The sequence below is a fragment of the Ectobacillus antri genome, assembly GCF_003852715.1.
GTDB classification, from domain to species: Bacteria; Bacillota; Bacilli; order Bacillales; family Bacillaceae_G; genus Ectobacillus; species Ectobacillus antri.
The window spans coordinates 1-4,828 of the sequence record NZ_RIAV01000048.1 but is presented as its reverse complement, the minus strand read 5'-3'; the positions used below and the strand labels follow the sequence as shown (position 1 = coordinate 4,828).

Here is a 4,828-nt window from a genome sequence, read left to right as displayed (position 1 = left end):
TTTATACACACTTAACATGACTGCATTTAGGAATGGAACATGTTTCTGTAAACTGCATGAAATTCTGCATATCCTCAGTGTATAAAATTTGCATTTTACCACCAAAACTCCTTTATAGGTGTATATTTCCATATGATAGGCTATAGTGAGTTGGACAGAATTCATAAATGCACAAAGTAAAAGGCCTCTGACACCAGAGACCTTTTGTATGTATCCTAAGATTTTGTTCGCAAAGGGTACACATCTCATTGCTAATGTGGTCCAAGCTGTTTTCTCGCTATCGAAAAATTTTCCATAAATTTCTTTCACTGTCTTGTATAAGCTGCTTGAACACGTTTGACTAATTGTACATGAATCGTGACAATTTTTTAGGAGGACGAGGGATACTCGTTCTTGTTATGTATAGGGGGGTTAGGCTGGTTTATACGGGGTGGTGGTACCCCTGATCTTAGATTTACACTCTCTCCTGCTCCGCGAAACGTTCTTGCGGGACACCTAACCTCAGATTTCCGCTCTCTCCTGCTCCGCAAGACGCTCTTGCGGGACACCTAACCTCCAATTTCCGCTCTCTCCTGCTCCGCAAGACGTTCTTGCGGGACACCTAACCTCAGATTTCCGCTCTCTCCTGCTCCGCGAGACGCTCTTGCGGGACACCTAAACTCCAATTTCCACTCTCTCCTGCTCCGCGAAACGTTCTTGCGGGACACCTAACCTCCAATTTCCGCTCTCTCCTGCTCCGCGAGACGCTCTTGCGGGACACCTAAACTCCAATTTCCACTCTCTCCTGCTCCGCGAGACGTTCTTGCGGGACACCTAAACTCAGATTTACACTCTCTCCTGCTCCGCGAGGCGCTCTTGCGGGACACCTAACCTCCAATTTCCACTCTCTCCTGCTCCGCGAGACGCTCTTGCGGGACACCTAAACTCAGATTTCCGCTCTCTCCTGCTCCGCGAACCTAGCGTTATACCCGTATTAAGAATAAAGCGCATAGTTGTTCAAAGGTTACAAAGGCAGCTTCCTATCTAAGACATTCCGGCTGAACTCCTTTGAGTTTATGCCATCTTTAACCGAGAAATCATCGGTTACAGCGCAGGTGCACAAAAGGACGCACACTTGGAGAGAGATTACGTTCGTTGTTTTAATCATATCAGAATACAGGGTACATTAGACTGTATGAGCCCTATGGAATACAAGAGGACGCGCCTGAATAAAACTTTCTAGTTTGGTGTTGCCAATCCATACGACATCTCACCTAACCGAGGAGGAAGGTCAAATAAAAAAGAGGCCGGGACATAACTGAATTATGTCACTCTAAAGCCGACAGAATAGAGAATAACTACCACTGATAAAGGAAAAATCCGAACTAAATCGAATTCTGTGTAGAGAATTCCGACTAATAGTTCGGATTTTTCTTTGGCTGAAAACCTTTTGTCCCAGCCTCTTTTTTCGCTTATGTTACATATTACTTACTTTTTTTGATTCAGCAGTATCCACCCATGCTTCTAATTGATTACGTCCAGGGATATTTTCAATGTTATCTGCATAGAAAACAGGATCCAGCCCTTTTTTCTTTTGTTTGACATAGTCCTTTAGTACTGCACGTACAAGACCGGATAATTTTGTAATAGCATACAGGTTAATTAAAACCATCATTCCCATAAAAATATCCGCCAGCGCCCATACTAATTCTGCACTATACAGTGCACCGAAAATGACCATTGCAATTACCCCAATACGGTAAACAGCAAGCGTACGCTTATTATTTTTCATAAAGCTGATATTCGCTTCTCCATAATAGTAGTTACCCATAATGGTGCTCAAGGCAAATAGGAATACAGAAATTGAAATAAATGTAGCCGCAAAGTCTCCTACACTTACGCGAAGTGATTCTTGTGTTAACGGAATTCCTGATAACTCAGATGTTTTATAAACGCCAGATACTAAAACAATCATTGCTGTAGATGAGCAGATAACAAATGTATCTACAATAACACCAAGCGCCTGAATAAATCCTTGCTTTACAGGATGCGTTACTTCAGCAGCAGCAGCGGCATTAGGTGCAGAACCCATACCTGCTTCGTTTGAAAATAAACCGCGGCGAATCCCTTGTAAAACTGCCGCTCCCATTACACCGCCAAATAGTTGCTTCAAGCTGAAAATACCTTCAGAAAAGATAGAAGCAAATACACTTGGCAACACTTCGTAGTTTGCTATCATTAACCAAGCAGCAAGTAAAATATACACACCTGCTTTAATAGGTACCAGCACGATAGAGAACTTGGCTACAGATTGTACACCACCAAAAATGATAATAGCTGTAATGACTGCTAAAATAATAGCCACAGCCATTGTACTTACGTTAAATTCATTGTTTAATGAAGCTGCAATTGTATTTGCTTGTACTGCATTAAAAATTAAACCAAAAGATAATGTAATCAGGATACTAAAAGCAATCCCAAGTTTACGGTTGCCCAAACCTTTCTCCATATAATATGCAGGTCCACCGCGCCAGGACTCGCCATCTTTTACTTTATAAACTTGCGCCAGCGTACTTTCAACGAATGCAGATGCAGAACCAATTAACGCCATCAGCCACATCCAAAAAACAGCACCGGGTCCGCCTAACGCAACCGCTGTTGCAACTCCGGCAATATTTCCCGTTCCAATACGGGCAGCCATACCAATAGCGAATGCTTGAATAGAAGAAACAGACTTCTTACTTTTTGATGGATTTTTTTCAAAAAGCAAGCGAAACATTTCCGGGAAGAAACGAATTTGTAAAAACCCTAATCGTGCAGTTAAGTAAATTCCGATTCCTACAAGAAAGATAACAATTAAATAAGTCCATAAAAGGTCGTTGATTTTTGAAACCAAAATATCCATGTTGCACACTCCTTTGATGTTTTTTTAACTATAAAAATGTTTAAAAAGAATTATGAAAAAACAAAGACTATAACCCTATTGAGAGTACAAATAGAATTTATCTAGATAAAATTCACACAAAATGTAGTATATTATTTTTTCTCGTTATGTAAATACTTTTTTCATTTCCATGTTATATAATCTAACATGGAAAACATATGCAATGAGTTTATATAAACATCAGCCCCTTGAGGAGTCCAACCAGTAGTCTGGCTCCCAAAATGCCCCATATAAGAGCCTCCTTTGATTGCGTATACATACGCCGGTCATGCATGGATTCTGCAGCTAGTCTATGTTTTAGTATTGCTTACAGTCTTCCGAATACGTACGCATATAGTCTCTAAATAAGAGCGCAAGCTGTTCGGGCCAGCTTCCTTTACTTCTCACATGTATATGAGTTCTCTTGCAGCCAGGAGTCTCACGAAAATAAACATTCAACTAAATGAAGAGAATTTTCAAAATATGGTAGTATGCATTGACATCAAAAAGATTAATTGATAGCATTTCCTTACGACCGTTCGGAAGGGTGATTTTATGACAGCAGACCAAATTAAAAAAGTCTCTATAAAATATTTTGCACAAAATGGCTATGAAGGTGCATCGTTAGCACAAATTGCAGAAGCTGTAGGGATTAAAAAACAATCTATTTATACTCATTTTAAAGGGAAGGATGAACTTTTTCTTCAGATATGTAAAGAAGGTTGTGACGAGGAATTAAGATTCGTTATGGAATTTATAGAAAGTAATAAGACTCGACCGATAAAGGAGTTTTTATATGATTTTCTCTTACAATGTATAGATCGATATGAGAAGTACGATTCTACTAAATTTTGGCTTCGTACAGCATTTTTTCCACCAAGCCATCTCAATGGTCAAGTTATGGAATTTGTTTATGATTATCTTGATAAATTAGAAAAACTTTTACTTCCAGTTATGGAAAAAGCAATGAGTAGGGATGAAATAAGTACATTAGTCGGGGAGCAGCGAGCCACTACTGCATTCTTAGCGTTGCTAGATAGCATATGGGTGGAGATGTTCTATGGAGGTATGGAACGTTTACAAAAAAGATTAGATTCTTCTTGGTATGTATATTGGCGTGGAATTTCGAGTGAATAACAGTTTTGGAGGGATTTTACGTGAACCGTAATTGGATACTTATTATTATTGCTGGTCTTATTGAGATTCTGTGGGCGATGGGACTGAAACATTCAACTAACTTGATTACTTGGGCAGGCACAATTATTCTTATCTATTTATCCTTTGTTTTATTGATGCAAGCTACCAAAAAGGTTGCAGTTGCTACCACATATGCTGTATTTACGGGGATAGGAACAGCAGGAACCGTTATAGTTGAAATGGTAGTTTTCGGGGAACCTTTCAGTTGGACAAAAATATTTTTCATTCTTTTGCTTTTGGTTGGTGTAATTGGTCTAAAACTTATCTCTAAAGAATCCGGTGAGAAAGAAGGTGCTTAAATGGCGTGGTTATTTCTTATTTTAGCTGGCGTTTTTGAAGTGGTAGGGGTAACTGGTATGAACTTAGTAAATAAATTAAGAAATTTAAAATCCTACCTCATATTAACTGTTGGTTTCGCCCTCAGTTTTAGTTGTTTGGCTTTAGCAATGAAAGCTCTCCCTATGGGGCTTTCCTATGCAGTTTGGACAGGAATTGGGACAGTAGGTGGAACCATTGTAGGAATGTTATTTTATGGGGAATCAAAAAATTGGAAGAGACTTTCCTTTATAGCATTAATCATAGTAGCTGTAATTGGATTGAAATTAACATCTTGACAACTCCCCATGCCTAAAGGCAGGGGATTCTTGGGTAGTAACTCCTATCGGAATCAAATTTACCAAGCTATCCCTCTCTGTCCGAGAGTTTAGTTACCTATGTGGTCAACCATTT

General features: G+C 39.4%; 6 protein-coding genes. 4 read left to right on the top strand and 2 right to left on the bottom strand.

The window, feature by feature from the left end; genetic code table 11:
- The first annotated feature begins 1,114 nt into the window (after positions 1-1,114).
- Complete coding sequence (locus tag EEJ45_RS19120) at positions 1,115-1,222, top strand: IS3 family transposase (protein WP_164464344.1); 108 nt, start codon at positions 1,115-1,117, stop codon at positions 1,220-1,222.
- Between the two features lie 234 nt (positions 1,223-1,456).
- Here the strand turns inward: EEJ45_RS19120 and EEJ45_RS17810 are convergent, their stop codons facing one another.
- Positions 1,457-2,884: an alanine/glycine:cation symporter family protein gene (locus EEJ45_RS17810; RefSeq protein WP_124566094.1), complete on the bottom strand. Its 1,428-nt coding sequence runs from the start codon at positions 2,882-2,884 to the stop codon at positions 1,457-1,459.
- A 336-nt stretch (positions 2,885-3,220) separates the two neighbouring features.
- Positions 3,221-3,361, bottom strand: coding sequence for a GrpB family protein (locus EEJ45_RS19115; protein ID WP_124566093.1), 141 nt, complete (start codon positions 3,359-3,361; stop codon positions 3,221-3,223).
- Positions 3,362-3,457: 96 nt separating this feature from the next.
- On the opposite strand from EEJ45_RS19115, the gene EEJ45_RS17800 reads away from it, so the two are divergent.
- Genes EEJ45_RS17800 through EEJ45_RS17790 form a run of 3 tightly spaced genes read left to right on the top strand, consistent with a single transcriptional unit; the run spans position 3,458 to position 4,713 of the window.
- Positions 3,458-4,039 (top strand): TetR/AcrR family transcriptional regulator, encoded by a 582-nt coding sequence (locus EEJ45_RS17800; RefSeq protein WP_124566092.1) that lies wholly within the window; start codon positions 3,458-3,460, stop codon positions 4,037-4,039.
- A 20-nt stretch (positions 4,040-4,059) separates the two neighbouring features.
- On the top strand, positions 4,060-4,398 hold the full coding sequence (locus EEJ45_RS17795) for a DMT family transporter (RefSeq protein ID WP_124566091.1): 339 nt from the start codon (positions 4,060-4,062) through the stop codon (positions 4,396-4,398).
- Positions 4,399-4,713: a DMT family transporter gene (locus EEJ45_RS17790; protein WP_124566090.1), complete on the top strand. Its 315-nt coding sequence runs from the start codon at positions 4,399-4,401 to the stop codon at positions 4,711-4,713. It begins immediately after the preceding gene.
- Positions 4,714-4,828: the final 115 nt, after the last annotated feature.

Coding starts and splice junctions, on each gene's coding strand:
- EEJ45_RS17800 (WP_124566092.1), top strand. CDS start 3,458: ATGACAGCAGACCAAATTAAAAAAGTCTCTATAAAATATTTTGCACAA.
- EEJ45_RS17810 (WP_124566094.1), bottom strand. CDS start 2,884: ATGGATATTTTGGTTTCAAAAATCAACGACCTTTTATGGACTTATTTA.
- EEJ45_RS17790 (WP_124566090.1), top strand. CDS start 4,399: ATGGCGTGGTTATTTCTTATTTTAGCTGGCGTTTTTGAAGTGGTAGGG.